Below are 25,656 nucleotides of genomic sequence, written 5' to 3'. Positions count from 1 at the left end.
TCCGCCCTGTTGTGCGTCGAACAAGGAGTTCGTCGAGCTCGTCACGGCGTTCCTGGAGGACGCGCTGGACGAGCGGTGATCAAGGGTGCCGGCCTGGGCCCGGTCACCGCGGCTGCCAGGGCCTGCGCCGCGGCCACCACCCCGGCACGGCCGCCCGGTAGGTGTCGTACTGGTCGCCGAACTGGCGGTGCAGGGCCGGTTCCTCGTGCCAGTGCACCATCGCGGTGAACGCCGCGGACACCACGGCGGCATAGGCGAAGAGGACCGGCTGCCCCAGCAGCAGCGCCTGCCCGATGATCAACGACAGCACCGCGAGGTACATCGGGTTGCGCACGTACCGGTAGAGCCCGCCCACGACGAGACGATCGGGCGGCGCGACCGGCGCGGGCGTGCCGAGCCCCTCCAGCGCGAAGCGGGCGAACGCGGAGATCAGCACGGCGAGCGCGGCCAGCAGCACGACCGCGCCGAGCACGCGCAGCGGCGACCAGAACGGCAGCGGCTCCCCCAGCCGCCAGCGGGTCAGCAGCCAGGGCACCAGCCCGGCGACGCCGCCCGGAGCGAGCACGAAGAACGCGGCCGAGCCGATCGCCGCCTTCCGTCTCTCCATGGAGTACACCCATACCTGCTTCGCGTCACCACGGGTAGCCGGACGGGCGTTCTTGTCGGCGTTGTTCACCTGGTCGGACTACTGCCGCAGAACGGAGGGGCGAGTCGATCGCCCCTCCGTTGCGGTGTGTCACAGCAGTCCGGCGGCACCCGAGGACGGCGGCTGGATGGTGAAGTCCGCGTCGTTGAGGTCGAAGAAGACGTTCCCGACCGCCTCGATCTTGATCCTCGCCTTGGACGTGCTGACCCGCGGCAGGCAGACGGTCGCGCTGCCGTCGTTGGGCGTGCGGTGCGCGAGCACGTGCGGGAAGGTCAGGCCGCCGTCGAGCGACAGCGAGATCTTCACGTCGCGCACGCCGATCGGCGCCACGTTGGTGCCCGCCACGTCCCAGGTGATCGTCTGCTCCGTGCCACCGGCCAGCGTGGTCGCGGCCGCCTGCGAGGTCACGAGGAACGGGCCCGCGGTCGGTGCCAGCACGAGTGCGGTGTCCGCGCTGCTGATGCCGCCGCCACCGGGACGTCCGTCCCTGGCGGTGAGCCGGAAGTGCAGCGTCCGGTCCTTGGTGACGCCGACCCAGTCCGCGGTGGGCAGGAACTCCGAGTAGCAGTCGATCAGCTCGGCCGGCACGTTCGTCCCGCCGCCGGTGGTGGGCGGCGGCGGTGCGGCCGGGCAGGCACCGCTGCGGGCGTTGGTGTTGTTCGCCGCGATCTGGGCCAGGTCGGGGAAGACCCTGGTGGGGTTGGTGGTCACGGCGTTCTCACCCGGCGAGTGGTACTTGAGCGCGTCCTCCTTGCTGACGACGGCGGCGGTGCCGAACTGCCGGAACAGCGGCCCGTCGGTCTTGGTGTTGCTCACCAGCCCCGTGCCGGTGGCGCCACCGATGTCGTTCTGCTCCCACATGTACGTGACGGTGTCGCCGTCGACGTCGATCGCGCGTCCGGTCAGCGCGAACGGCGTGCGGACCGGGATGGTGTACTTCGGCGCGACGTTCACCACGGGCGCGTGGTTGCCGGTGTTGGTGACGCGGCGTCCGCCGTTGTCGGGCTTGCCGCCCTTGATCTCCTCGCCCACGAGACCGGTCGTGCCGTGCGCGTCGGTGATGACGAGCGACGGCACGTCCTTGCCCGCCAGCGGACCGCCGGTGAAGCTGACCCGGAACCCGGCGTCGGTCATCTCGTGACCGCCGAACCCGAGCACGTCGACCGTCGCGCCCGCGGGCCACCCCGGGATCGCCTCGATGGCGGCCTTGATGCCGGTGTCGGTGTAGTTCGTGCCGCGCACGATCGGCGCCGACTCCCGGCCGCGGAAGCTGATCCGGAACGAGTCCGTGCCGTCGAAGTCGCGCAGCGACACGTTCTGCTGCTCGTTCATGACGGGCTGGGTGCTCGTGACGTACGAGGTGATCTCGGTGAAGCTGCGCTGCGACCAGTACGGGTCGCTGTGCGGCTGCAGGTTGTCCTGTTGGCAGATCCCGGCGTAGGCCATGATCGACGACCCGCTGCCGGGCTCGACCGACGTGCTCGCGTTCCGGTTGTCCGACGCGCAGTTGTACTGCGAGCCGTTGAACGTGTGGTTGCCGCCGAACTGGTGGCCGATCTCGTGCGCCACGTAGTCGACCGCGTAGAAGTCACCGACCGGTGTCGGCAACCCCGTGCAGCCCAGTGCCTTGTCCTCGCGGCCGACCACGCCGAGGGCCGCCAGGCCGCCGCCGTTGACGCCGAGGCCGATGTGCCCGACGTCGTAGTTGCTCGCGCCGACGAGCTGACCGAGCACGGTCGGGTTGCGGTAGAGCGCGGGAACGTCGCACGCGGTGAGGTCGCTCGGCGCGAAGCAGGCCTCCGCGCCACAGGGACCGTTGGGCTCGAAGGCCATCGCCGCGGTGTTGAGGTTCGTCTTGTCGGTGTCGTTGACCAGCAGCAGCCGGATCGCGGTCTCGTCCTCGTAGACCTGGTTGACCCGGTTGATCAGGGTGACCTTCGCGGCGGTGACGTTGGCGGCGCCGAAGTACGTCGCGTAGGACGGATCGGTGACGAGCGCGAGCCGGTAGGTGCGCAACCGCACGGGCCCGGCGGCGCCGTTGGCCTGCACGTCGGGCGCCGATCCCCGGACGGACCCGCGTTCCACCAGTGAACTGGCCGGCCTGGCGAGGTCACGGCCGTAGTAGCTCGCGTACAGCCCCTGACCGGTGCGCTGGTACGGGTCGACGTACCACTGGCCGCGCGGCGAGCGGACCGACGCGTGGAAGCCCAGCGGCGTGAGGTCGGCCCGCACGGAGGCGGCGGGATCGTCGAGGCCCCTGCCCGAGTACGTCCTGATCTCGGGGTGCGCCGCGGCCAGCCCGGCCTCCATCACCGGCGCGTCCTCCAGCCGGAACCGCTGGAAGCCGCCCTCCGGCGTGGGCAGGAGCACCTCGCGCGCGGCCTCACCGTCCAATTTGGACGCCATGGCGGCGCGGTCGAGCGCGTAGCCCGCGTACCGGCCGGTCCGGATCTCGGGTTGCTCGGCGGACAGGGACGCCGCCCCTGGTGCGGACACCGCGGTCCACGGGTTCTCCGGCGCCGCGGTGCTCACCGCGGGCAGTCCGGCCAGTGCGGTCACCGCGATCACCGCCGCGGCCGCTGTCCTGAGTCGATTCGTTGACGATGTTCTAGGCACGCTGCGAGGCTCCTAGTGCAGGGTTTCGGGTCGCACGGACGGTCGTGCGCCGAAAGGACGTTATCGCCGTGATGTTGCTCGGCGGTAGCGCTTCTGCGGTCGGACAGCGTTTCCGGGAAAAGTGGAATCTTCTTGGTGGGCGGTCATTCCAGACGATCGTCGCTTGGCAGGAGTCCTTCTTTGCGGTACGGCGGGTTCACCGCGCCGCACAGGCCGGTGACAAGGCGGCCTTGTTCCCGGTGATGACGGCACCCCACGTGGTGCTCGCGCCCGCGGCCAGGTTTCCGTTGTAGTTCTGGTTGCTCGCGGTGACCTGTCGTCCGGTCTGGCTCACGGTCGCGTTCCACGAGTTCGTGATCCGCTGGTCACCGTCGAAGGAGAACGACGACGTCCACCCGGACAGCGGGCTCGACCCGGTGTTCTTGACGACGACGTCCACCTGGTAGCCACCGCTCCAGGTACCGGTGATCGTCGCGGTCGCGGTGCACCCGTTGGCCGGAGGAGGCGTGGTCGTAGTCGTCGTGGTCGTGGTCGTTGTGGTGGTCGTGCTCGTGGGCGGAGTGCCGTCGCCGGTGGTGTAGGTGACGGCCGTGTAGGCGGCCGAACACGTCGACGAGCACTGGCCGGGCAACGAGAACCGGTAGGTCCGGCCGCCGTTCACCAGCGCGTCGGCAGCGTCGCGCACCCTGATCTCGTACGAGGTCCCCGCGTTCGTGGTCGGGCCGATGATGAACGCCTGCCCCATGTCGCTGTTGGGCTTGGCTTGCGTCCACGTCCCGCTCTCGTTCAGGTACTCCACCCCGTGGATGCCGTTGGCCAGGTGCGACACCGCGATCGCCGGCCAGTACCGCTGGGCGCCCTGCAGGAAGCCCAGCCGCAGGTCGCCGGTGTAGTTCGGGCTCGGGACGTAGGACCAGGACACCTTGCGGTTGTTCCAGTGCGCGGGGTTGAGGTCGCCGACCGGAACACCGTTGCGCAGGAACCTGTTGAGCGAGGCGGTGGACAGGTCGAGGTGGTTCGGGTCGTCGCGGCACCAGGCGTTGGAGTCGCCGCAGCTGTCCGCCACCACCATGGTCAGGGTCGCGCCGTTGTACCCGTCGGAGATCCAGGAACCGTTGCGGCAGAACGGTTGCCCGGCCGCGCCGTCGTTGGTGCCGGTGCAGTAGTCGCCGATGGTGACCTGCACGAACCGGCCGCAGTTGCGCCCGTTGTCCCACAGCCCGATCTTGGCCGCCTGCGAGGGCGGGATCGGCCTCGGGTAGAAGCTGTAGTCGCCGGGCGTGTTGTAGACGTTGAGCGCCACGAAGTCCTGGGAGTCCAGCACTTCCTGGGGCAGTCCGCAGCCGCCGTAGGGTGCGCCGAGCCCGTCGAAGTGGGTGGCGGTGCCGGTCACCGGCGCCGCGGGGGCGGCCGTCGAGCTCGTGGGCACGAGCGAGCCCGCGACCACGACCAGTACCGCGAGGGCGGCGCCCAGGACCAACGTCAGCCGACGTGCGGACAGCCTGCTGCGACACGGTTTCATGGCCACCCCTTGGCAACGCCGCCGACATTCTGGGAGCGCTCCCAGAATGCGGGGCACGTCTCGCGGTGTCAAGGACGACGAACGGGGGAGCGGGCCCGGCAAGTGGCCGACCGTCCGGAAGATCGGGCCACTTGGTCACAACGTCGTTCCCACTGGGGGTTCGCCCTTACCCCCGAGGTGTACCGCCGGTTCAGACCGCGGGCCGATGTGGGGGCGGTGCTCATTGCGGTGGACTGCCCGGCGAACCCGCGTTCTGATGTTCCACTGGGGAGAGCTCATGGCCTTCTTGACCGATGCCCTCGAAGGGCTGGCCGGTCTGCCGCAGCCCGCCGTGCTGGCGGTGACGGGTGCGTTGACGCTGGCGGAGTGCACGCTCGGCGTGGGTTTCCTCGCGCCGGGCGAGACCGCTCTCCTGCTGGCCTCGACGGCGGTGACGAGCGTGCCCAGGTTCGTGGTCATGTGGCTGGTGGTGACGGTGTGCGCGGTGGCGGGCGACAGCATCGGCTACTACCTCGGCCGCCGGTTCGGTGGCCGGCTGCGCGACAGCGCGGTGGTCCGCAGGATCGGCCGGCAGCACTGGGACAAGGCGGGAGAGTTGTTGCGGCGGCGTGGGGCGTGGGCGGTGTTCGTCGCCCGGTTCATGCCGGTCGTGCGCACGCTGGTGCCGGCGTCGGCGGGTGCGTCGAAACTGGAGTACCGCCGGTTCCTGCCGGCCTCGGTCGCCGGTGCGGCGTGCTGGTCGGCGCTGCACATCGGCATCGGCTCGGCGGCGGGTGCCTCGGCGAAGTACGTCGAGTCCGTCTTCAACGGAGCGATGTGGGTGCTGCTGGCGGTCGCGGTGGTCGTCGGCGTGATCGTCGTCCTGCGCCGCCGCGGGCAGGTGGCGGCGGTCGAATCCGGCGAACTGGAAGAAGTGGCCTGAAACGGCGGTCTGTCCACATCGGATCTTCTGCCGGTCCGCGAACGGGTTCGACGCCGGCGTCGAATGACCGGAAAGTTCCGCTTGATCAGCGCGCCGTCGCTTGTTAACGTTCACAGCCGCTCGTGGCGCGGATCACAAGAAGACCGTGCTTTCGGCCCGCCCCGGGAACCGCGGCGGTCGTCAACACCGGTGTTGATCCGCGCTTGGAGCAGGCATGAGATTGGCTAGATCAGTGGTGCCCGTGGTCGTGCTGCTGGTTGCGGCGTGCGGTGCGCGCCCGGCGGACCAGCCGTCGAGTCCCGGCGGCGCGTTAGTGGGCGTCACGATGCCGACGACCTCGTCGGAGCGCTGGACCCGCGACGGTCAGAACATCAAGCACGACCTGGAAGCGCAGGGGTACCGGGTCGACCTGCAGTACGCCGAGAACGACGTCCCCGCGCAGGCGAAGCAGATCGAGAGCCAGATCACCAAGGGCGCGAAGGTGCTGATCATCGCGTCGGTGGACGGCTCCGCGCTGACCCAGCCGCTGCAGCACGCCGCCGACGCCAGGATTCCGGTGATCGCCTACGACCGGCTCCTGCGCAACAGCCCGTACGTCGACTACTACGCGACCTTCGAGAACTTCCGGGTGGGCATCTACCAGGCCGAGTCGCTGCTGACCGGGCTGGGACTGCGCACCGCCGACGGCAAGCCCGGTTCCGCGCCGGGGCCGTTCAACATCGAGCTGTTCGCCGGCTCTCCGGACGACAACAACTCGACGTTCTTCTTCAACGGCGCCATGTCCGTGCTCAAGCCGTACCTCGACAGCGGCGCCCTGGTGGTGCGCAGCGGGCAGATGGACTTCCAGGCCGTCACGACCCTGCGGTGGGACGGCGAGACCGCCCGCAGGCGCATGGAGGACATCCTCTCCACGACCTACCGCCGGGCCAAGGTGAGCGGCGTGCTCTCGCCCTACGACGGCATTTCCCTGGGCATCCTCACCGCGTTGAAGAACAACGGCTACGGGCCCGCCTTCCCGGTCGTGACCGGCCAGGACGCCGAGCTCGCCTCCGTGAAGTCCATCATCGCCGGTGAGCAGTACTCGACGATCTACAAGGACACCCGCGAACTGGCCACCGCCACGGCGAGGATGGCCGACGCGGTGCTGAAGGGCCGGACGCCGCCGCAGGTGAACAACCTCAACGACTACAGCAACGGCGTCAAGGTCGTGCCGGCCTTCCTGCTCAACCCGGTGAGCGTCGACCAGGGCAACTACCACAAGGTTCTGGTCGAGTCCGGGTACTACACCGACGCCCAGCTCCGCTGACGCGTCGAATGTTCGACGAGATGGTGTCGAACGCGTGCGGAGGCAATCACAGCGCGACGCATGTGAACGACGAATGATTATTCGATTGAACCGTTTTGATTGTTGACCTATCGGTTGTCGGCGATGACACTGCCTCCACCAGGGGAAACGTTGAGATCATCGCGAACGGATACGGGTTCTTTCGTTGTCCAAACCAATCGAGCTGAACATTCACAAGAGGTGTCCGGGGATTGTCCGCCGCTTCTGGTGGCGCACCGACCAGCGGTCGAGACTGGCACTGATCGGCTTCGGCGTCCTCACCGCGGTCTTCACCACCGGGACGGTCGGCTTCGCCGGTGAGGTGCTGCCGCGCGATCGCCCGAACGACGGGCCGGAGGCGGCCGTGCACCGCGGGGACTCCTTCGAGGCCGTGGTCCACGCGGTGTCCGATGTGGACTCCTTCGACGGGGTGGAGCCCGCCACCGGGCTCTTCTTCTCCGCCCACGTCGCCGGGCTGCTCAGGACCGGCTGCTGGCAGACGCAGTCGCGCCAGGCCGCGCAGAACCTGCTGCTCGGCAAGAACGTGCGGCTCGTGGTCAGGAAGGACGGCGTCTTCGACGGCGACCGGATGACCGTCGACGTGGCACTGCCGGACGGGACGGACTACGCCCGCACCGTCGTGCACGACGGTTACGCGCCCGCCGATCCGGCAGGCCGCGCCGATCTCGCCGTCGTCGACGCCGCGGCCCGTCAGGAGCTCCGCGGCCGGTGGGCGGCCGGCTGTGCCGCGGACGTGACGACGTCGGCCGCCGCGGCGACCACGGCGTCGAGCAGCTCCGCGTCCTCCTCACCGGCGCCGGCCACCACGACGACCGTCACGACCACCACCGGCTCCGTCGAGCCCACATCGTCTTCGGCTCCGGTCACGTCCACCTCGTCGCCGCGGGACGACTCCTGGATCGACGTTCTGCTGGGCAGGCCGTGTTTCGACGAGGGCGCGCGGCGCACGTCCGCGAACGGTGACGAGATGGTCTGCCAGCGCAACGGTCGCGACCGGTTGAGGTGGCGGCGTGTCCACTGAGGATCATGTCGATCTGTTTCGCGAACACGCCCCTGCCGTCGACGAGAAGCTCTGTCTCCCGGACGGCAGTCCACCGCGCGGCCTGACCGCGGAGGGCTGGGTGCGCACGACGGGATGGCTGCAGTTCGGCGACCAGCCCGTGAGCTCGGCGCTCATGGCGGCGTTGCTGGGGATGCTGGGGGCGATGGTCGGCGCGGTGCTGCTGCTCAACACGTTTCCGGTGGCCGCCGGCGTGCTGGTGGTCGTGGTTCCCGTGCTGTGCAGTGCCGTCTGGGGGATCGTGATCACCTGGGTGCGGCCCGCGTCCTCGGCCCGCAACGTCGGCACGAAACACGCGGAGAAGCTGATGCCGGGTGACGTCGTCCGGCTGTACGGCTCGATCGGGCCGGTCGGTCAGGTCGTCGCGGTCACGTTCGAACAAGGTGTCCGCGTGGTCTTCCACGGCGGAGGACATCGCTTCTGGGCTCGCCGTGAGCGGGTGCACGTCGCGGAGCTGCTCAGCTGAGCGGTTTTGGCGACTTCGCGACCACCGGGGGATCACGAGATCGAGGTCCTGCCCTTCGCCCGCGGAGCACTTGACAGTCTGCAAAGGACAGTCGGGGAACGTGCGGTCGCGCTCGGTTCCGTCGCCGCGGTGCCGCACACGGCCGTAGCCTGTGTTCCCGTGCCGACCGCCTCGTTGCTCCTGGACCGCCTGCACGCCGCGGGCCTGCGCGATGTCACCGCCGTCGACCCGGTCGAGGGCGGGTTCGCGGCGCTCGCCGGCGTGGCGACCCGTCGTGGCGGACCTCCGTTGTTCGTCAAGTCCTTCGCCGAGGTGCCGGCGGACGAGGTGTTCGCGGCCGAGGCGGAAGGGCTGGGGGCGCTGCGGGAACGCGGTGGGCTCACCACGCCGGAAGTCGTTCTCGTGACGCGGGACCTGCTGGTGCTGTCGGTCCTGCGGGAACGGCCGGCGACGGAGGCCTTCTGGGAACAGCTGGCCCACGCGCTGGCACGGCTGCACACCTCGACGGTGCACGACAGGTTCGGCTGGGAGCGCGACAACTGGCTCGGCCGCTACCGGCAGGAGAACGCGTGGACTGCCGACGGGTACGAGTTCTTCGCGCGGCACCGCCTGTTGCGCTGGCTGCCGGAGCGACGCGTGCTGGCGGCGCTGGACGAACGTGACCGGCGGGCGCTGGAACGGCTGTGCGAGCGGCTGCCCGACCTGCTGCCACGCCGGCCGGCCTGCCTGACGCACGGTGATCTGTGGGCGCACAACGTTCTCGCCACCGAAGCGGGTCTGCCCGCACTGATCGACCCGGCGGTCTCCTTCACCTGGGCCGAGGTCGACCTGGCGCACCTGTGGTGCTCTCCGCACCCGCCGGAGGCGAAGCGGTTCTTCGGCCTGTACGCGGAGCTGACCGGCCTGGACGACGGCTGGCGGGAGCGGATGCCGTTGGTCCAGCTGCGTCAGCACCTGGCCGTGATCGCCCAGTTCGACCACGACTGGGGCGCGGCCGAGCAGGTGCGGGCGCTTCTCCGGCCGTTCCGCCGTCGGGCGTGATCGGCCAACGGCTAACCTCTGCGGCTGTGCCGACTTCTCCGAACCGCCCAGGTCCGGCCTCCGCCCTGAGGTTCCTCACCGAGTTGGTCGCGTGGGTCGCCACACCGTGGGCGTTGTGGGGCATCTCGTGGCCGCTGGCGATCGTCGCGGTGGTCGTCCTGATCGGACTGCCGACGGTGTTCGCCACACCGGGCGACAAGCGGCAGGTGATCGTCCCCGTCCCGGGCCACGTCACGGTCGGGCTGGTGGTGCTGCAGATGGTCGCGGCGGTGGTGTCGTCGTGGTTCGCCTGGCACCCCGCGATCGCCGCGTGCGTGTCGGTGCTCGTGGCCGCCTCCGCGGTGACCGAGCTGCCGCGCTGGTCGTGGCTGGTATCAGGTCGCTCGGGCGACAGGACGCAGGAGGTATGACCGGAATGGAACGACGGGTCGCGCTGGTCACCGGCGGAGCGTCGGGCATCGGTGCCGCGACGTGCGTGGCGCTGCACGAGGACGGGTTCGACGTCGCGGTGCTGGACCGCGACGGCCTCGGGGCCGAGAGCACCGCGAAGCGTTGTGGCGACGCGTTGCCGTTGACCGCGGACCTCCGCGACGAGCAGGCCGTGCACCAGGCCGTCGCGGACGTGATCGCGTGGCGCGGACGGCTCGACGTCGTCGTCAACGCCGCCGGAGTGCTGCACCGGACCGGTCTGGCCGACACCGACGCCGAGACCTGGGCTCGGGTGCTCGACATCAACCTCACCGGCGCCTTCCGGGTGTGCCAGGCAGCGCGGCCCCATCTGCTCGACGGCGCCGGGGACGGCGCCAAGAGGATCATCAACATCGGTTCGTGCGCCGGTGAGATCGGCTACGCCTATCCCGCGTACACCGCCTCGAAAGGCGGGATCATCGCGTTGACCCGTCAGCTCGCCGCGGAGCTCGCGCCGCACCGGATCACGGTCAACGTCGTCAATCCCGGGTTCATCCGCACCCCGATCAACGACGACGCCTTCAGCGATCCCGCGCAGGAGCGCCGCGTCGCCGGGCGCATTCCGCTGGGCCGCATGGGACGTCCCGAGGAGGTGGCGGCGGTCGTCCGCTTCCTCGCCACCCCCGCGGCCGGGTACGTCACCGCCGAGTCGATCCGGGTCGACGGCGGGCAGACCTCGATCGGCGCGGTCGCGTCCCCGGAGAGAGCCGCGGACTGAGGTCGGTCATCCCCGCGGGGCGAGGTCGTCCGGTGGATCGATTTCCCGCACGAGCCACTGGCCTTTCGCGTTGTCCCAGGACACGCGCAGCCACTCGTCACCGCGAAATGGCAGCCGGACCTGCTTCAGCTGGGCGGTCATCTGCGGGGTCATCCGGGACGGCATCCGCAGCACGACTCGGGTCTCGGCGGAGAACAGGGTGACCGTGCCGGCCTTCTTGATCTCGTCCTCGGTCTTCTTGCGCTCGGGCCTGGACAGCAGTTCCTTGATCTTGGCGTAGACGTCCTCGCCGCCCTTGGTGGCGATGGCCTGGACGAACGGCACCAGCGCGGACCCCGCGGCAGCCCCGAGCAGGACGTCGAGGAGGCCGCGATCGGACTCGTGATCGGTCATGTCGGCCATGATGCCGGAGATCAACCTCCTACGTGCACGAACGGAGCCCACCGGTGGGCGGGACGGGTGCCGCGGATCCTGAGGACCGCCTCGTGCAGCGCGATCGCGGGCGTCGGTGTGGTTTCCAGAGCGTCGTAGTAGTGGCTCGCGACGAGCTGGGCCGTGCGGTCGCCGACCGGCCACAGCGTCCCGATGACGTGCCGGAACCCCGCCGTGTGGAACGCACCGGTGATGTGCAGTGCCTCGTCGGTGAGCTCCGGAGGTGCCGCGCTGGTCTCGCACGCCGACAGGAACGCGATCTCCGCGCCGGTCAGGCGCAGTCGGGCGATGTCGTTGACGGTCAAGGGTTCCGTGAGGTGGTCCCACAACACGAGCCGTCCTTCACCGGCGCTGTCCGCGCTCGCGGCGTGACAGGCGAAGTGCACCCAACGGTGTCGTGGCAGGGCTTCGAGGACCGTCTGCCGCACGGCCTGGTCCGAGGTGAGCACGCGCGGCCGCGGGAACCGGCGCGCGACGTCGTCGGCCTCTTCCCGCGCCGCCGGCAGTTCGGGCACGCGTGGTGCCGACGGCACGGCGACGACCAGCGGATCGGCCGGCCGGCTGAGCGCGGGCGCATGCCACACCGACATCAGGCTCCGCAACGTCGGCGCGTACGACGAGACGAACCTGTCCATCACGTCACCGGCCGCGTGCAACGGCAGTGCCGCCAACGGACCTGTCGGAACCCACCACAGTCGTCGCGCGCCCTGACCGCGGCCGAGGTGGCTCAGCACCGGCTCGACCACCGCCTCCCGCAGCCACTCCAGGACCGAGCCGATCTCGTCCGACGGGCTGCGGCGGAACCGTTCCACGCGGGCCGCGAGTTCGGCGAAATCCAGCCCCGGCAGGTGAATCGGCACGATCTCGCCGTCGGCGATCTTCAGCGCGTCGCACCGCAACGCGCTCACGTTCACGATGACGACCGGTCCGTGTCCGGCGGCGGTCTCCACGAACTCCTCCACCGCGGGCGGGCGCAGGAACTCCGCGAATCCGGGCAGGGACCGGATGGACTCGACCAGGTGGTCCCATTCCGCTGTCAGCGCGTGCCTGCGCTCACCGGTCAGCCCGGTCTCGCCGCCGCTGAACGACGCGCTCTCGGGTGTGTCGAGGGCGGTCCGCAGCTCGTCGAACCGGCGCGCGAGGCCGGGGTGGTGTTCTTCCAGATCGGTCAGCTCGGTCCGGGTGTCGAGCGCGCGCCCGAGCATCACGCCACGGCCCTGTTCCAGCAGGGCCACCGCGAGCGGTGGATCACCCTCCCGCAGCGCGCAGGCCGCCGCGTCGGACGCCAGCCCCGCGAACGCCGCGAGCGCTTGTTCCCGGTCGGCCTGGGTGACGTGCCTCGGTGCGGTGCGCGGCAACAACTCCACGGCCAGCCGGAAAGCCGCCAGCGCGGCCGGCCAGTCGCGGCGCCGCACCAGGTCGTACGCCCACGCCCTGGCCGCCGCGACCCGCAGGCGCGGCGGGAAATCGGGTTCCTCGGCCACCTGCCGGTACCGCGCGAGCGCCGCGGCACCGTTGCCGCCCAGGGCGAGCGCGAGGCCGTCCTTCAGCAACGCGTCGGCGCGCGACGGATGTCCGTGCGGCGTGGACCGCACCGCGTCCTCGGCGGCACGGGCGACCCGCCGTCCGGCGAGCCACCACCGGATCGGCAGCCTCGTGCCGGCCGGGGTGAACCGGCGTGGCGACGTCATGTCCCTGCCCACCAACGACACCAGCGCCAACCGCCGGCACTCCGCCAGCACGGCCGAGCGTTCCGCGCGGTTGGGGTGGCCGGGCGGGCTCGCCTTCAGCGCCTGCCGAACGAGGGCGGTCGCCTCGCGCAGATCCTCCTGCCGCCCCGTCGCGCCGTGGCGGGCGAGCAGGACGAGCGCGAGGTTCGACTGGAACCGGGCGCGCAGTGCGGGGGTCGGCGCCCGTCGCACGACCGCGCGGGCCAGCTCCACGGCCTCGTCGAGCAGCCCGATGTCGCGACTGGACTGGAACCGCTGACGCAACGCCTCCGCCAGGTTGGACCTGGCGTTCACCAGGTCGTCGCTGCCGCCGTCCGCGACGTCGATCGCCTGGCGGAACAGCGTGATCGCGTGGTCCAGCGCGGAGCTGTCACCGGAGTGCAGGTGCAGCGCGAGCATCCCGTCGCCCTGGTTGTTCAGTCGCGCGGAACGCCGGCGGTGCTCTGCCGGTGTCACCTCCACCGCACGTCGGCAGGCCGCGACCGACTCGGCGAGGTCCTCGCCCGATCCCGTCAGCCTCCAGCGCAGCCGCAGGGCTCCGGCGAGGTTGGCCAGGTACGACGGCAGCCGTTCGGCGTCGTCGGGATGCCGGTCCACCGCGTTGCGCAGCAGCCCGATGGCCTCGTCCAGGTCCTCCCCGCGGCCGAGCACCTCGTACCGCGACCACACCGCGATGGCGAGACCGTTCGCGACGGACCCGTCCATGCGCGACGACGCCAGCGCGCGGAACCGGTCGATCGCCGCCGTGAGCTCGGACAGCCGCCCCGTCCGTTCGAAGGCCCGGAAGTGCGCCTGGGCCTCTTCGTACTCGGCGGCGCCGAACCCGATCATGACGGACGATGCCGCGCGCAGTCGGCCGGCGTGCGCGGATCCCCGTGGCCCACATGGCACTCGGCCATCCAGGGACCGGCGCCGAGCATCAACGGGAGGTCTCCGAACGGCGTGGGCACCGACGGCGCGCGGCCGATCGCGGGACAGGGCAGCATCCGTTCCCGCAGCACGACCGAGAGGTATTCGCGGCGCACCCGCTCGACCCGTTCGTCGCCCAGCGGCAGCTCGTCACCGATCCTGGTGATCGCGAGCAGAACGGCGCAGTGCGGGCACGCGTTGCCGTCCTCGTCGGGCACGATCCGGAACGACTTGCGCCGCTCGCCCCGCCGCGCCTCCCACTTGACGATCACCACGCCGCCCACCTGGTACATCAGGTAGAGGTGGGTCAGGTCCGGACTGATGCCCTCGGCCACCGCGTCCGCGAAGCCGCTCGCGGTGACCTTCCGCGTTCCCCGTCCGAACATCCGACGGCCCCCTCTCGGCACCGATCAGTGACAGTACGTGGTCGTCGATCGGTTCGGTACGAAACGGGTGAACTCGACCCGAGTGCCGCAAGATCCGGCCTGAGTGCCGTCGTCGCGGCTTGACGGTTCAGTGCGGGGTCGTGACGCCCCACAAGGCGATGATCTCGCTCGCCACCTCGGCGACGCCCTTGCCGTCGGTCGGCACGCGCACCACCCAGCCGGGCGCGTTGGTCTCCAGGTGGCGGGCGGCAGCGACCCCGCGCGTCACGTGCGCGTCGTACTGGCTGCCCGTCTCGCGCAGGCTCAGCCGCTGGTTCGCGATCTCGTCCTCCGCGGTCAGCAGAACGGCGGTCACGTCCACGTTCCCGCCCATCGCGCTGACGACCAGATCGCGTTCCAGCACGCTCACGGTGTTGGTGTAGATGAGCCGCCGGTACCCGAGTGCCGCGTAGTTCCCCCAGAGGGACGCCAGGTTCCTCCTGGTCATCTCCGTGCGGTGCGGGTCGTCTGGCGGCGCCGGGTGGGCCTGGTCGAGGAAGTCGCCCTCGACGAAGCAGTGGGCGACGGACGCCGCCTGCAGCTGAGCGGAGATCTCCCAGGCGACGGTCGACTTGCCGACGCCGGACCGTCCGCCGATCAGCAATGCGGAGAACATGTCGTCACGGTGCATAAGTCTCCTGTTCCGGTCGTGTTCGTGTGCAGTCCACCAGGTCGAACGCCGGTTCGTCGAGGCCGGCGGCCGCGCGGGACGGCGCTGTCCGTCCACTGTGGACAGGAGGCCTCGCCGGGCGTCGGAACGGGTGACCGATCCGGCGAGGCCGCCGTAACGGATGTGCGCCTTCCCGGCGATGGACTCAGAGTCGCGGACCTCGACGGGCCGGGTGCCTTCCCAGGACGGGGTGTGGTGTGAACGCGGAACTTCCGGGGGGAGCCATCTCCCAGCGACCGCTGAGGTTCTACTGGATGCTGGACGTCTCGGGGTCGATGGCCGGGGAGAAGATCGCGGAGCTGAACCACGCGATTCGCGCGGCGTTGCCGAGCATGCGGGACTCGGCCGAGGACAACCCGCACGCCGAGGTCGAGGTCAGGGCCATGACGTTCAGCACCGGCTACCGGTGGGTCACGGCCGCCCCGGTGCCGTTGACGGACTTCGCGTGGTCCGACGTGACGGTCAGCGGGATCACCGACATGGGCGCCGCGCTGAAGGCGATGGCGGTGGAGCTGTCGGTGTCCAACATGCCCGACCGCGGGCTGCCTCCGGTGATCGTCCTGGTGTCCGACGGGCATCCGACCGACGACTTCACCGCCGGTCTGCACGCGCTGCTGAGCGAGCCGTGGGGGCAACGAGCGATGCGCATCGCGATCGGGCTCGGCGATGACGCCGACTTCGACGTGCTGCGCAGGTTCATCGGGCGAAGGGAGATCGAACCGCTGACCGTCCGCAATCCCGGCGATCTGGTCGACTTCATCAGGTTCGCGTCCACCACCGCGCTCAAGGCCGCGTCGTCGCCGCAAAGTCTGTCCACCGACGAAGAGGCGGACTGGGGACAGGGGTCGCCTCCGCCGCCACCTCCACCGCCGGCGACCGACGACGACCAGGTGTGGTGACGCCGTGGTGCAGAGACGCTCGTACGGGAGCATGCTCGCGGGCGGTGAGCGGCTGGTGGGCGAGTCCGGTGACGTGGTCACGGTCGGGGAGGTGCTCGGCATCGGCGGCCAGGGCGAGGTCTACCTGGGGCACACCGACGACGGGCACGCTGTCGCGATCAAGTGGTACTACGCGCACCTCCAGGGTGAGGCGATGCGCAGCCAGATCGCCGACATGGTGAGGTGGCGGGCGCCGTCCGACCACTTCCTGTGGCCGTCTGACGTGCTGCACCGCGACGACGGCCAGTTCGGCTACTGGATGCCGTTGCGGCCTCGGGACTACGTCAGCCTCTCCGACGTCCTGCGCCGCAAGACCCCCATCGCGTTCCGCGAGTTGCTGCGTGTCGCGAGGAGCCTCGTCGCCGCGTTCGACGCGTTGCACCGCAGGGGCTACTTCTGGTCCGACGTCAGCGACAACAACGTCTACGTGAACCCGTCCACCGGCCACGTCCTGCTGGGGGACCACGACAACCTCGGCTCGGCGCACCGCGTGCCGAGAGTGCTCGGGACACCGAGGTTCATGGCACCGGAGATCGTCCGCGGCCAGACGCGGCCGTCGACGATCTCCAGCGGCTACTCCATGGCGATCCTGCTCTTCCTGCTGCTGATGAACGACCACCCGTTGCAGGGCGAGGTCGAGTCGAGGATCCACGTGCTCGACGGACGGGCGATGCGCAAGCTCTACGGCACCGAGCCGATCTTCATCTTCGACCCGGACGATGCCCGCAACCGGCCGGTGCCGGGGGTCCACGTGAACGCGCCGATCTTCTGGCCGCTGTACCCGCCGAGAATCAGGGAGATCTTCACCCGCGTCTTCACCACGGGTCTGCACGATCCCGCCAGCAGGCCGTCGTGTGCGGAGTGGGACGCCGCTCTCTCGTCTGCCGACGGCGCGATCGTGAAGTGCCATCACTGCAACAGAGAGGGCTTCCACTGGCAGGAGAACGGTGTTTCCCCGAGCTGCTGGGGATGCGCCGAGCCGCTGCAGGAGCAGCGCAAGCTCGTGGTCAACGGCGGACGCGTGGTCCTGCTGGCGTTCGGTGCCGAGGTCCACGAGGGCGGTCTCAGCGCGGAGGTCATCCGGCATCCGACGCTGGGTTTCCTCGGACTGAGGAACATGGGCGGCTCGCCGTGGACCGCGGTGCTGCCCGGCGCGGTCGTGCGGACCGTGGCGCCAGGTCAGTCGGTCCGCCTGATGCCCGGCGTCCGCATCGACTTCGGCGCGGCGAGCGCGACCGTCGAGATCTGACAGGAGAGTGGCGTGACGCTCTGGCACAAGCTGGGGTACAAGGACAACCCGTACAGCGTCGACCACCTCCAGCCCACGCCGGAGGGAGCCGCGCTGTTCGTCGGCCGCGACCGCGAGCTGCGCAGGCTGATCACGCAGCTGAGCTCGACCGACACCCATCCCACCATCGAGGGCGACAACGGGGTGGGCAAGACGAGCCTCGCCTTCGTCGCCGCCTACCGCGCGGCCCAGTCGTTCTTCGCCCGCGAGACGACGCAGCTGCTGTTCCCGGTCGCCGATCCGGTGCAGATCGGCGGCGACGCGCAGAAGTTCGAGCGCGAAGCGCTGCTGAAGATCCTCGAGGCGTTCCTGCTCTACCGCGACGTTCTCGCCGACGAGGGGTTCGACGTCCCGGAGACGAAGGACATCGAGACCTGGCTGCGGGCGCCGGTGCTGCACGGCGGTGGAGGCGGCGGCTCGTTCCTCGGGTTCGGCGCCAGTGCCACCGTCGCCAGACAGGCGAACACGTCGGCGGGGTTCTCCGAAGCCGGCTTGCGCAGCAAGGTGAAGAGCTGGCTGACGCTCACGTTCCCCCATCGCGACCGCGGCGCGTTCGTGCTGATCGTGGACAACCTGGAGTTGCTGCAGACGTCCGCGGAGGCGCGGCGGGTGCTGGAGGAGATCCGCGACGGGGTGCTCGCGTTCCCCGGCGTGCGGTGGGTGTTGTGCGGAGCCAAGGGAATCGTCCGCAGTGCCGTGTCCTCCCCGCGGCTGTCGGGACGGGTGGGGTTGCCGATCGAGCTCGCGCCGGTTCCCGACGACCTGGTGCCGGAGCTGATCAGGACGAGGCTCGCGCACCACGCGAACCGGCCGGACGCGATCGCGCCGGTCTCGAAGGCCGGGTTCTCCTACCTGTACCGCGTGTCGAACAGCAACCTCCGCAACGCGATGAAATACGCGCAGGACTTCGCCATGTGGCTGGACGAGACCGACCAGCTCGGCGTGGACGAGTCGACGAGAACGGCGTTGCTGGAGGTGTGGATGGCCGAGGTCGCGGACGGCCACACCCGCTCGCTCGACCTCCAGACCGCCCAGTGGACCCTGCTCGACGCGATGGGACGGGTCGGCGGCTCCATCGCCCCCGGCGACCACGAGGACCTCGGTTTCCGCACGCCCCAGGCGATGCGGTCGCAGCTGCAGCGGCTGGAGCAGGCGCAGCTCGTCGACTCCGCCGTGGACGAGAGCGACTCGCGCCGCAGGACGATCTCGCTCACGAGCGTCGGCTGGCTGGTCTGGCACCGTCGAGCGGGCGGATGAGCCGTCCCCTTCAGAGCGTGCCGGTCCTCTCCAGGCGCCGCACCACTTCCGCCGGGGTGGCGTCCCCCGCCCTGCGGTACGCGGACCGGTAGCCGTCGCCGTAGAGGGGGTCGGGGTTCTGCAGCAGCTGTTGCAGGTAGTGCTCGGCGAGGCGGCCGCCCCGGTGCCGCAGCCACCAGCTGCCGATCAGCTCGCAGATGCCCTCCTCGAGGACCTGGGTGCGCCGTCCCGGGCAGAGGGACAGCCAGCCGTGACCCATCTCGTGCGCCACGACCTGGCCGAACTGCGTCGCCGTCATGCCGGAGACCACCTTGATGCCGCGAACCCTGGGCCCGCGTCCCCAGCCGCCCTGCTCCACGACCGTGCGGCCGTGGGCGAGCTCGCCCGCGTTGGTGCGGAGATCGGCCGGCTCCACGACTTCCACCCGCACCTGGTTCGGCAGTCGCAGGCCCAGGGAGTGCAGGAACGGGCGCACCACGCGCACCACCGCGCCGACGTCCTCCTGGCGGTCCACCGCCCATTTCGAACAGCGGGCGCAACGACTCCGGCCGTCCGGGAGAACGGTTTCTCGGCGCATTCCGATTCCACCCGTGATGGCAGAGCAGCTCCAGCACCGGGGCAGGTGCACGCATTTCTTGCAAATGCGTTCGTCGAAGTGGTCCTCCATCCAGGTAAATCCCAGTGGATCGTCGCAGACTGCACACCTGAAGGTGCCTCTCATCAGCTACTATCGCCCCATGAGAGCTGAAATTCTGACCGTCAGGTGCAGACGGGACGCCGGCTTGTTCGGGCTCCGGACGGAGCAGCGCCCCGATTCCTGGTATGTGACGTGGTCATTTGTCATCAATGAGGGTTCGGCGCGCCGGGAGAAGTACGGCGATACGGTCATCAAGGGCACCATTCAAATTGATCCGGGCTTTGTGCTGTGTCCGAGGTGCGGTGCGGACGCGTTCGTGCAGTGCGGCACGTGCGAGCAGTTGAGCTGCTGGGTGCGCGGGGAACCGCAGTGGTACTGCAAGTGGGCGCCGTGCACGGCGTTCGGCACTCCGAGCGGGCAGATCCAGTCGGTCGCCGCCCGCGGTGACCGCTAGGCGGGGTCCCGCGGGTCCCGCACGCGGCTCGGGACCCGCCGGACGCGGGCCCTAGAGCTCGACGACGGCGTCCAGTGCGCCGAAGTCGATCCGGGTCCCAGGGATCAGCCCGATCGACTGGCCCTGCCCGACCGTCCGGGACGTGCTCGAACCGTACGGGGTCGCGAACCACTGCTGCCCGGTGAGGTTGCGCAGGCCCAAGCGGTCCAGCGTCGGGTGCTTCGACACCTCGGCCACCGGCGGGTCGCCGGGGGTCGTGTCGCCGCGCTTGCTCAGGTGCCGCGGGTAGAGCTTGCTGTCCGGGGACATCACCACGGTGGTGCGGCCGTTGATCAGCAACCGCAACGGCTTGGCGAGCTTGCTGCGGCAGCCCCAGCACGTCGCGTCCGTCCTCTCGGCACAGTAGAAGTTCTGCCGCTCGCACCGAGCGCACTGGTGGATCGCGTCCGACGTCGCCGCGAGTGCCGTCTCCCACTCCCTGAACGTGGGCCGCCTGCCCGGATCGGTCAGCCCCGCGGTGAACACGCGGGTGAAGACGTTGCGCAGCGCCGCCGGGTACAGCGGCCAGAACGCGGGTGCGTTGACGTGCACGTCCGGCACCGGCCGGTTGCTCGCGTCGTCCGGGTCGAAGATGAACACCGGGTCGGTGCCGTAGATCTGCCGCATCGCCCGCGCGTCCAGCACGTGGATCCTCGACTCCGCCTCGCCCTGCAGGGGGTGGTCGTTCACCAGCAACAGGAACAGCAGCACCGACATCGAGAAGCTGTCGGTGAGCGCGGACGGTCTCGTGTCGCCGCGCACGATCTCCGGCGCCATGAACCTCGGTGTGCCGAGCACCCGCGGTGCCGTGCGGGTCGAGCCGACGTTGTCGTTGTCGCAGATCAGCACATCACCGGTGGCCGGGTCGATGAACAGGTTGCCGTCGGAGATGTCACAGTAGAACAACCCCTTGGCCTGCAACGCCTTGAACGCCGCCACGGTGTGGCTCGCCGCCCGGACCAGCTCGCTGAACCCGATCTGCACCGTGCGCCCGAGCACCTTGGGCAGGCTCGTGTAGTGCGCCGGCCGCAACCGCATCACGTAACCGAAGTGACCGCCCTGCACGACGATGTCCTCCGGCCACAGGAAGTGGGCCGACGGCGCCTTCTCACCGACCAGCGCCGTGATGCTCTCGCGCAGGTCCGCGGTCTGGAACTGCGGGTGGTACCACTTGATCGCGACCGTGCGGCCGTCGCTCATGCGGCCCGCGCGCACCTCGCCCTGGCCGCCGGTGCCGAGCACGTCGCCGACGGTGACCACGGCACCGGACTCACAGTTGAGCTGATCGCCCGTCTTCAGCACCTCGGTCACCTCCTTCCTCTTGAGCTCCTCTGCGGACGGCGCGGGGCGCGCCCGTCTCCAGTGCGTTCGGCGGCTCGTCCGCCCCGGCGGCGTCCTCGTCCGGTGGTGCGGCATGGCGTGCCCTGGCCGGGACGCACTGGGGGCGGGATCCCGACGCGACCAGTTCCATCGCCGAGTCGGCCCGCTCGTCGAAGGGGGTTCTCTCCGGCTCGGCCCGTTCGGGCCTGACCTGTTCGGGCCTGACCTGTTCGGGCTTGACTCGCTCGGGCTCGGCCCGTTCGGGCCTGACCTGTTCGGGTCTGGCTCGCTCGGGCTCGGTCCGCTCGGGCCTGACCTGTTCGGGTCTGGCTCGCTCGGGCTCGGTCCGCTCGGGCCTGACCTGTTCGGGCTTGACTCGCTCGGGCTCGGTCCGCTCGGGCCTGACCCGCTCAGGTTCGCCCCGCTCGGACCTGACTCGCTCAGGCCTGGCACGCACCGGTTCGGGCACCTCGGCGGGTACGTCGCGGTCCCGCGCGGGGTCGTCGGAAACCTCCTCCGGCGGCGGGGCCGGCTTTCCCGGTTTCGGCAGCTCCCGCAGCCAGGCCAGCGCCACGCTCACGTCGTCACCGCTGCCCTGGCGCGAGATCGCCTTGAGCCACTTCGGCAGGTCCTCGGCGAAGGCGGGAGAGGTGTCCGCCCGTTGCGCGATCTCCTGGCAGAACTTGAAGAAGCCGCTGTTGTCGTCGTAGGAGTTCGGCACGCCGTCAGTCGCCAGCACGATCCCGGACGGCATCTGTCCACTTCGGATCGGCATGGTGCCGTACCGGATCTTGTGCTGCGCGTCGTCGTCGCACAGCGACGGCGTCAGGTTGCCGACCGCCTCGGCCGGGGGCGGGACGAGGTAGCTCGCCTCGCCGCCGACGATCTGCACCATCGCGCCGTCGCCGAGCTGCACCCAGTGCAGCGTCTCCGGACCGACCAGCACCCCCAGCAACGTGGTGCCGTAGGCCTTCGCCTGCCAGCCGCCGTACTTCGCCAGGTCCCAGCGGGCGTCGGTGGAGTACGGCAGCGGGCCGAGCGCCTCGGCCTCCTGGGAGATCACGCCCTTCGCGTACTCCTCGAACCTGCGCAGCTGCCAGAACAACAGCTCCAGCTGCGCGTAACCGTTGCGTCGCGCGAAGTCGTCGAGGTAGCGGACGAGACCGCGCTCGCCGTCGGTCCTGCCCGGCACCAGCGCCGGGTTCTTCACGAGGTGGGAGTGCACCTTCGCGCGCCACCTCCGCACGATCTCGGCGGCCCTGGCCTCCCACAGCTCCGCCAGCTCGGCGGGGGACGGTTCACCGAGCTCGCCGGTCTTGCCGAGGAAGGACTGGAAGACGTCGTGCATGGTGGCGACGGCGAGCCGCGAGCCGCTGCCGCTGCGGAAGTGCCGTTCCGAGCCGTGTCCGTCCGCGACCACGACGTACGCCCAGGCGCCGTCCTCGAACGCCCTGCTGTCGCTGTCGTCCTGGCAGGGGGAGCCGTCCCGGACGTGCTTGTCGCCCTGCAGCGACAGGTGTGCGGTCCGCCAGACCAGGGATCTGCGCCCGGTCGCGGCCTGCGACCTCTTGAACCACGCCAACGTGATCACCACACCTGGTCGTCGTCGACCGCGGGCGGCGGCGGAGGGGGCGGCGGGGTGCCGGTCAGGGCGCTGTCGGACTGCTGGCTCGCGGGCGACGACGCGGACTTCAGCACGACGGTCGAGGCGTACTTGATGAACGCGACGAGGTCGCCGGAGTTCTTCGCCCTGAGCGGCTCGATCTCCGGGTGCGCGATGAACTTGCGCAGCACGTCCAGATCGGCGTCCTCGCCGATGCCGATCGCGATGCGGACCGCGCGCTTGCCCCACGGCTGGTTCATCAGCTCGGTCAGGCCGCTGTTGAAGTCGTCGGTCGGCTGACCGTCCGAGACCAGCACGAGCACCGGCGGCAGACCGCGGTCCGGCATGTTCCCGACCGACAGCTCGCGTGCCATCAGCTTCAGGGCCGCGCCCATGTCCGTGATGCCGTTGACCGACACGTCGGTCCAGCTGAAGTCGTTCAGCGGCACGGGATTCGGCGTCATCCAGCGCGCGCCGGTGCCGAAGGTCATCGCACGAACCTCGACGGCGGCGTGCGGGTTGTCCTCGGCGGAGTCCTTCATGTGCGGAAGTGCTTCGCGGATGGCGAAGTTCAGCTCGCCGATCTTCTCGCCGTGCATCGAGCCGGACACGTCGAGCATCCAGTAGAAGCGGAGCGGGCGGTGCGAGATCGGTCCGCCAGGCAGATCTAGGGTGGTCAAAGCTCGTCTCCTGGGGTCAGCAGTCCTCGGTGGGAGGACCGGTGAGTGGTTCCTGGCCGCCTTCGAGCAACGGGTAGACGTTCACGGTGATCGCGCCATCGGGCTTGTCCGCCTTGGGATTGCCGCCCCAGAAGGCGCGGTTGGCGACTTCTCCGCCGTCGTCGCGTTTCGCGAACGCGCCGAGGCGCGGCAGGATCTCGGCGTTGAACGCCTTCGCGCGGTCGGCTCCCGCCAGCGGTTGTTCGGCCACGCCGAACGTCAGGACGACGCCCGCGCGCCTGCCCTTCAGATCTGGCTGGGTCAGCCGGTCCACCACCTGCTGCTCGACCGCCTTGAGATGCGCGTCGCGTTGCGGCGACGGCGAACCGGTGAGCAGCGCGGGGTCCGTCGACACCCGGAAGCAGACGAAACCGCTGTCCACACCACGTGTCGGTGGTTTCGTCGTCGTGGTGGTCGTGGTCGTCGGTGCCGAGCTGCTCGGCTCCGGGGGTTTCTGCACCGCACCACCGGTCTGCGTGGCCAGGAAGATCACCACGAGCACCAGCAGGGTGTCCGCGAAGATCCAGCCGACGAGACCGGTGAGCTGCGAGCCGCGGTTGCGCGACGTTGCCATCGCCGATCACCCGCCGCGCCGGAACAGCCGCCTGCGCGGCTTCTTCCCGTTGGCGGCGGCCAGCTCCGCGACGAGAACGCGACACTGATCCAGCGCCTGCACGAGTTCCAGCGACGCGGTGCGCAGCTCCGGCAGCATGAGCGTGGGCGCGGCCCGCAGGGTGTCGACGGTCTCGCGCAGTGCCTGCGCGGTCTCCCCGGCCTTGCCGTTGAACGCGCCGACCGACGCGCCGAGGCTCTCCGCGGCCGTCCTGCGGTGCTCCATCTCGCGGTCGAACGCCGCGACCACGGCGACCCGCAGCTGGTCCATCTGCTCCGGCAGGGCCTCGACCGCCCGCTGCAGGGCCAGTTGTGCGTCCCGTGCCGCCTCCGCCGTCCGCTTCGCCGCGCTGGCCGCCGCCTGCGGGTTGTCGGCCAGCGCGGCGATGTTCGCGGTGAGCCTTTCCTGGCGTTCGTGGACGCCGTCGAGCTTCTTGCCGACCTGCACGACGGCGCCGAGCACGTCGAGCACGCCTTTCTGCGCGGCCGGCAGCTCGGCCGCGAGGCCCTCGGTGCCGGACACCAACGTGCCGACGGTGCGGTCGAACCGCTCCGACGCGACCCGGAGCGCGGCGACGTTGCCCCGCAGCTCGTTCGCACTGTCCACAACGGATTCCCCGCCCGCGGCGATCGCCTCGGCGCCGCGCGCCCACTGCGCCACCCCGGCCCGTCCCGACTCGATCGAACGGTTCATCTCCTGTCTGGCCTCGATCAGCTCGCTGACCGTCGCCGCGTGCGCGGAGGACTCCTGGCGCAGCTCCTCGACGCGGCTCGCGTACACCTCGCGCAGTTCGCGGTTGAGATCGCCGGCTCCTCTGACCACGTCGGCCATCCCGTCCTTCGCGGAGCTCAGGCCGGCCGCGACGTGACCGAGGTTCTCGGCGAGATCGCGGGCCGTGGCCCCCATGCCGTGCACGTGCCCCGCGAGCTCGCCGGTCGGGCCGCCCAGGCTCTTCGCGCTCTCGGCGATGGTGGAGCTGGTGATCGCGAGCTCGCCGGTGGCGCGCACCATCAGCGCGATGTTGTCCTTGCCGTCGGCGACGAGGCTGTTGAGCTCGCGTTGCGCGGTCACCAGCTGTTGCACGGTCCGCTGGTACTCGGGCAGCAACGTGCGCAGGCTCGCGCTCATCCGGTCCACCAGCTCGCCGCTCTCCTCGCGCACCGCCAGAGCGGCGTCGGCGAGCGCGGACCGCAGGGCGCTGACCCGGGCCCGCCGGTCGGACTCCTCCGCGGTGGCCGTGCGGTTCTGCAGCCACGCCCCCAGCAGGAACGTGACGATCACCGCGGCGAGCGCGAGGAAGTCGCACAGCGCCACGTGGTCGAGCGTCCACCAGGTGCGGTCGCCGAAACCCCTGGTCCACAGCTGCAAGAACGATGCGTCCTTGAACTCCTGCTGCACCTGCACCGGCTGGGCGAGCAGCTCGCGATAGGCCTGCACGGCGGCGAAGATGCCCACCCAGGTGAAGAACAGCGGGGTGAACAGCAGAACGTTGCGGACGACGTCGACGTGTCGCGACACCTTGGCGAGCCGGCCCCGTGCCCGGCCCACCACCGAGTCCGCGTCGAAGTACGCCATCAGGTCGACCTGACGCCACGAGGCCGTGTCTCCCGCGCGCAGATCACCGGCGAGTCGTTCGATGTCCGCGACGAAGTTCTGATATGCGGGCTCTTGTGCCAGCTGTTCGAGTCTGCTCGCGGCAGCGTCCATCGAACTCACTCGACCCTCGTTCCCCATAAGTGGAGTGAAATCAGCCGGCAGCCCGCTCCGGGCCGCCTTCTGCTGCGCTATCGCGACGCTCAGGCGAGCTGTTACGCCGGA

At 70.2% G+C, this 25,656-nt stretch carries 24 protein-coding genes; 11 read left to right on the top strand and 13 right to left on the bottom strand.

Translation table 11 applies throughout. The features are described from left to right. Nucleotides 1-103 precede the first annotated feature (103 nt). The 3 genes from ACWEIJ_RS25040 to ACWEIJ_RS25030 form a co-directional block, all read right to left on the bottom strand. On the bottom strand, nucleotides 104-607 hold the full coding sequence (locus ACWEIJ_RS25040) for a methyltransferase family protein (RefSeq protein ID WP_449839658.1): 504 nt from the start codon (nucleotides 605-607) through the stop codon (nucleotides 104-106). Nucleotides 608-736: 129 nt separating this feature from the next. Then, nucleotides 737-3,205: a M12 family metallo-peptidase gene (locus tag ACWEIJ_RS25035; RefSeq protein ID WP_449839657.1), complete on the bottom strand. Its 2,469-nt coding sequence runs from the start codon at nucleotides 3,203-3,205 to the stop codon at nucleotides 737-739. A gap of 253 nt (nucleotides 3,206-3,458) precedes the next feature. Next, complete coding sequence (locus ACWEIJ_RS25030; RefSeq protein ID WP_449839656.1) at nucleotides 3,459-4,784, bottom strand: cellulose binding domain-containing protein; 1,326 nt, start codon at nucleotides 4,782-4,784, stop codon at nucleotides 3,459-3,461. A gap of 277 nt (nucleotides 4,785-5,061) precedes the next feature. Between ACWEIJ_RS25030 and ACWEIJ_RS25025 the strand changes: the two genes are divergently transcribed. The 7 genes from ACWEIJ_RS25025 to ACWEIJ_RS24995 all read left to right on the top strand — a co-directional run bounded on the left by ACWEIJ_RS25025 (nucleotide 5,062) and on the right by ACWEIJ_RS24995 (nucleotide 10,804). Continuing rightward, on the top strand, nucleotides 5,062-5,706 hold the full coding sequence (locus ACWEIJ_RS25025; RefSeq protein ID WP_449839655.1) for a DedA family protein: 645 nt from the start codon (nucleotides 5,062-5,064) through the stop codon (nucleotides 5,704-5,706). A 214-nt stretch (nucleotides 5,707-5,920) separates the two neighbouring features. Continuing rightward, nucleotides 5,921-7,012: a multiple monosaccharide ABC transporter substrate-binding protein gene (gene chvE / locus ACWEIJ_RS25020; protein ID WP_449839654.1), complete on the top strand. Its 1,092-nt coding sequence runs from the start codon at nucleotides 5,921-5,923 to the stop codon at nucleotides 7,010-7,012. A gap of 184 nt (nucleotides 7,013-7,196) precedes the next feature. Next, entirely contained in the window at nucleotides 7,197-8,072 is an 876-nt protein-coding gene (locus tag ACWEIJ_RS25015; protein WP_449839653.1) for a hypothetical protein, read from the top strand. Next, nucleotides 8,062-8,577 (top strand): hypothetical protein, encoded by a 516-nt coding sequence (locus tag ACWEIJ_RS25010; protein WP_449839652.1) that lies wholly within the window; start codon nucleotides 8,062-8,064, stop codon nucleotides 8,575-8,577. Before ACWEIJ_RS25015 ends, ACWEIJ_RS25010 begins: the two co-directional genes overlap by 11 nt. A gap of 159 nt (nucleotides 8,578-8,736) precedes the next feature. Beyond that, nucleotides 8,737-9,618: a fructosamine kinase family protein gene (locus ACWEIJ_RS25005; RefSeq protein WP_449839651.1), complete on the top strand. Its 882-nt coding sequence runs from the start codon at nucleotides 8,737-8,739 to the stop codon at nucleotides 9,616-9,618. A gap of 26 nt (nucleotides 9,619-9,644) precedes the next feature. Then, nucleotides 9,645-10,028 carry a hypothetical protein gene (locus tag ACWEIJ_RS25000; RefSeq protein WP_449839650.1) on the top strand — a complete coding sequence of 128 codons (384 nt, stop codon included), beginning with the start codon at nucleotides 9,645-9,647 and terminating at the stop codon, nucleotides 10,026-10,028. 5 nt (nucleotides 10,029-10,033) lie between these two features. Next, complete coding sequence (locus ACWEIJ_RS24995) at nucleotides 10,034-10,804, top strand: SDR family NAD(P)-dependent oxidoreductase (protein ID WP_449839649.1); 771 nt, start codon at nucleotides 10,034-10,036, stop codon at nucleotides 10,802-10,804. Between the two features lie 6 nt (nucleotides 10,805-10,810). On the opposite strand, the gene ACWEIJ_RS24990 is transcribed toward ACWEIJ_RS24995, so the two are convergent. From ACWEIJ_RS24990 to ACWEIJ_RS24975, 4 genes are all read right to left on the bottom strand, one after another. Continuing rightward, the gene (locus ACWEIJ_RS24990; protein ID WP_449839648.1) at nucleotides 10,811-11,197 is read right to left on the bottom strand and encodes a hypothetical protein; all 387 of its coding nucleotides are present in this window, start codon (nucleotides 11,195-11,197) and stop codon (nucleotides 10,811-10,813) included. A 20-nt stretch (nucleotides 11,198-11,217) separates the two neighbouring features. Then, complete coding sequence (locus ACWEIJ_RS24985; RefSeq protein ID WP_449839647.1) at nucleotides 11,218-13,797, bottom strand: CHAT domain-containing protein; 2,580 nt, start codon at nucleotides 13,795-13,797, stop codon at nucleotides 11,218-11,220. After that, the gene (locus ACWEIJ_RS24980) at nucleotides 13,794-14,261 is read right to left on the bottom strand and encodes a hypothetical protein (RefSeq protein ID WP_449839646.1); all 468 of its coding nucleotides are present in this window, start codon (nucleotides 14,259-14,261) and stop codon (nucleotides 13,794-13,796) included. Before ACWEIJ_RS24980 ends, ACWEIJ_RS24985 begins: the two co-directional genes overlap by 4 nt. A gap of 127 nt (nucleotides 14,262-14,388) precedes the next feature. Then, entirely contained in the window at nucleotides 14,389-14,916 is a 528-nt protein-coding gene (locus ACWEIJ_RS24975; protein ID WP_449839645.1) for an AAA family ATPase, read from the bottom strand. A 308-nt stretch (nucleotides 14,917-15,224) separates the two neighbouring features. On the opposite strand from ACWEIJ_RS24975, the gene ACWEIJ_RS24970 reads away from it, so the two are divergent. Genes ACWEIJ_RS24970 through ACWEIJ_RS24960 form a run of 3 tightly spaced genes read left to right on the top strand, consistent with a single transcriptional unit; the run spans nucleotide 15,225 to nucleotide 18,453 of the window. Next, nucleotides 15,225-15,869 carry a vWA domain-containing protein gene (locus ACWEIJ_RS24970; protein ID WP_449839644.1) on the top strand — a complete coding sequence of 215 codons (645 nt, stop codon included), beginning with the start codon at nucleotides 15,225-15,227 and terminating at the stop codon, nucleotides 15,867-15,869. 4 nt (nucleotides 15,870-15,873) lie between these two features. Next, on the top strand, nucleotides 15,874-17,157 hold the full coding sequence (locus tag ACWEIJ_RS24965) for a protein kinase domain-containing protein (protein WP_449839643.1): 1,284 nt from the start codon (nucleotides 15,874-15,876) through the stop codon (nucleotides 17,155-17,157). Nucleotides 17,158-17,169: 12 nt separating this feature from the next. Continuing rightward, nucleotides 17,170-18,453, top strand: a complete 1,284-nt coding sequence (locus tag ACWEIJ_RS24960; protein WP_449839642.1) for a hypothetical protein — start codon at nucleotides 17,170-17,172, stop codon at nucleotides 18,451-18,453. A gap of 10 nt (nucleotides 18,454-18,463) precedes the next feature. Here ACWEIJ_RS24960 and ACWEIJ_RS24955 read toward each other — a convergent pair whose 3' ends face one another. Continuing rightward, nucleotides 18,464-18,967 carry a protein DA1 gene (locus ACWEIJ_RS24955; RefSeq protein WP_449839641.1) on the bottom strand — a complete coding sequence of 168 codons (504 nt, stop codon included), beginning with the start codon at nucleotides 18,965-18,967 and terminating at the stop codon, nucleotides 18,464-18,466. 223 nt (nucleotides 18,968-19,190) lie between these two features. Between ACWEIJ_RS24955 and ACWEIJ_RS24950 the strand changes: the two genes are divergently transcribed. Next, nucleotides 19,191-19,544 carry a hypothetical protein gene (locus tag ACWEIJ_RS24950; RefSeq protein WP_449839640.1) on the top strand — a complete coding sequence of 118 codons (354 nt, stop codon included), beginning with the start codon at nucleotides 19,191-19,193 and terminating at the stop codon, nucleotides 19,542-19,544. Nucleotides 19,545-19,595: 51 nt separating this feature from the next. Here the strand turns inward: ACWEIJ_RS24950 and ACWEIJ_RS24945 are convergent, their stop codons facing one another. Genes ACWEIJ_RS24945 through ACWEIJ_RS24925 form a run of 5 tightly spaced genes read right to left on the bottom strand, consistent with a single transcriptional unit; the run spans nucleotide 19,596 to nucleotide 25,554 of the window. Then, a complete protein-coding gene (locus ACWEIJ_RS24945) occupies nucleotides 19,596-20,894 on the bottom strand; it encodes a protein kinase domain-containing protein (protein WP_449839639.1) in 1,299 nt (432 codons plus the stop codon). Then, a complete protein-coding gene (locus ACWEIJ_RS24940) occupies nucleotides 20,854-22,494 on the bottom strand; it encodes a protein phosphatase 2C domain-containing protein (RefSeq protein WP_449839638.1) in 1,641 nt (546 codons plus the stop codon). Before ACWEIJ_RS24940 ends, ACWEIJ_RS24945 begins: the two co-directional genes overlap by 41 nt. Then, nucleotides 22,491-23,186, bottom strand: coding sequence for a vWA domain-containing protein (locus ACWEIJ_RS24935; protein ID WP_449839637.1), 696 nt, complete (start codon nucleotides 23,184-23,186; stop codon nucleotides 22,491-22,493). Before ACWEIJ_RS24935 ends, ACWEIJ_RS24940 begins: the two co-directional genes overlap by 4 nt. A gap of 16 nt (nucleotides 23,187-23,202) precedes the next feature. After that, a complete protein-coding gene (locus ACWEIJ_RS24930; protein ID WP_449839636.1) occupies nucleotides 23,203-23,799 on the bottom strand; it encodes a hypothetical protein in 597 nt (198 codons plus the stop codon). Between the two features lie 6 nt (nucleotides 23,800-23,805). After that, a complete protein-coding gene (locus ACWEIJ_RS24925) occupies nucleotides 23,806-25,554 on the bottom strand; it encodes a hypothetical protein (RefSeq protein WP_449839635.1) in 1,749 nt (582 codons plus the stop codon). Between the last annotated feature and the right edge of the window lie 102 nt (nucleotides 25,555-25,656).

This window comes from Lentzea sp. NPDC004789, from assembly GCF_053601075.1.
The sequence above is the reverse complement of the archived record's forward strand: the minus strand, read 5'-3'. Positions and strand labels throughout refer to the sequence as shown.

Bases quoted from the DNA above. Each gene is read 5' to 3' on its own strand.
- ACWEIJ_RS25040 (WP_449839658.1), bottom strand. From the start codon at position 607: ATGGAGAGACGGAAGGCGGCGATCGGCTCGGCCGCGTTCTTCGTGCTC.
- ACWEIJ_RS25030 (WP_449839656.1), bottom strand. From the start codon at position 4,784: ATGAAACCGTGTCGCAGCAGGCTGTCCGCACGTCGGCTGACGTTGGTC.
- ACWEIJ_RS25025 (WP_449839655.1), top strand. From the start codon at position 5,062: ATGGCCTTCTTGACCGATGCCCTCGAAGGGCTGGCCGGTCTGCCGCAG.
- chvE (WP_449839654.1), top strand. From the start codon at position 5,921: ATGAGATTGGCTAGATCAGTGGTGCCCGTGGTCGTGCTGCTGGTTGCG.
- ACWEIJ_RS24995 (WP_449839649.1), top strand. From the start codon at position 10,034: ATGGAACGACGGGTCGCGCTGGTCACCGGCGGAGCGTCGGGCATCGGT.
- ACWEIJ_RS24990 (WP_449839648.1), bottom strand. From the start codon at position 11,197: ATGACCGATCACGAGTCCGATCGCGGCCTCCTCGACGTCCTGCTCGGG.
- ACWEIJ_RS24985 (WP_449839647.1), bottom strand. From the start codon at position 13,797: ATGATCGGGTTCGGCGCCGCCGAGTACGAAGAGGCCCAGGCGCACTTC.
- ACWEIJ_RS24980 (WP_449839646.1), bottom strand. From the start codon at position 14,261: ATGTTCGGACGGGGAACGCGGAAGGTCACCGCGAGCGGCTTCGCGGAC.
- ACWEIJ_RS24975 (WP_449839645.1), bottom strand. From the start codon at position 14,916: ATGTTCTCCGCATTGCTGATCGGCGGACGGTCCGGCGTCGGCAAGTCG.
- ACWEIJ_RS24970 (WP_449839644.1), top strand. From the start codon at position 15,225: ATGCTGGACGTCTCGGGGTCGATGGCCGGGGAGAAGATCGCGGAGCTG.
- ACWEIJ_RS24950 (WP_449839640.1), top strand. From the start codon at position 19,191: ATGAGAGCTGAAATTCTGACCGTCAGGTGCAGACGGGACGCCGGCTTG.
- ACWEIJ_RS24930 (WP_449839636.1), bottom strand. From the start codon at position 23,799: ATGGCAACGTCGCGCAACCGCGGCTCGCAGCTCACCGGTCTCGTCGGC.